Source organism: Kitasatospora nipponensis (genome assembly GCF_039528135.1).
Taxonomy (GTDB): domain Bacteria; phylum Actinomycetota; class Actinomycetes; order Streptomycetales; family Streptomycetaceae; genus Kitasatospora; species Kitasatospora nipponensis.
Map to the genome: position 1 here is coordinate 1 of NZ_BAAALF010000660.1, position 766 is coordinate 766.

Below are 766 nucleotides of genomic sequence, written 5' to 3' on the forward strand. Positions count from 1 at the left end.
GCTGACCGCCCACATCTCCTTGCCGGAGACCGCGAGCCTGACCTTGGCGACCGGCTCCTCGGCACGCATCACGGCGTACTCGGCCGGCGGCTGGAACGGGCACTTCCGCTCCATCGGGAACTGCGGCGGGTCTTGTCTGAGGGGTGAGGGGGTGTCAATTTCGGTCATTTCCGCTCCCGTTGTTCGGTCCCTGGGACCAGTCGAGCAGGTTTGCGAAAGGGAAGATATCGAGTCCGCAGGCCATCCCGACCCCCTAGTGGACCCCTCAGGATGGCGCCGGACGACCCCAGTCACCGGTACTGTCCCTGGACGAACCACCCCCCTCTTGGTACTGGCATGTCAGATCGTCTGCGGCTGAAAATCCCGGGACGGCGCACCGCGCGCTCTTGACGGATCGTCGGACAGCTGCAGGCGACCCGAGTAGTTCGGGAGACGAATCACGCACCCCCCGGGCGGCCTGCCGTATTCTGGGCGCATGGGGAAATCCACGGACGGGCGACCGGGTGTCGTCGCCGGGCTGGTGCGCTCCGCATTCCTGGTGAATTCCGTCTACGCCGAGTCGGGCCGCGTCCTCGGCCTGACGCCCCAACAGGGGCAGCTGCTCTGTGTCCTGATGGGGCAGCCGTACGGGATGACCGAACTCGGGACCGTCCTGGGCCTGGCCAAGTCCAGGCTGACCGGCCTGGTGGACCGCACCGCCCAGCGCGGCCTGGTCCGCCGCGAGCCGGACCCCGAGGATCGCCGGGCCATCCGGGTCGCGCTCACC

The 766-nt window shown here is 68.4% G+C and carries 1 protein-coding gene; it reads left to right on the forward strand.

The features are described 5' to 3' along the window. Positions 1-475: 475 nt before the first annotated feature. The coding region (locus ABD323_RS42545; RefSeq protein ID WP_344447411.1) for a MarR family winged helix-turn-helix transcriptional regulator at positions 476-766 on the forward strand (291 nt) is incomplete at its 3' end.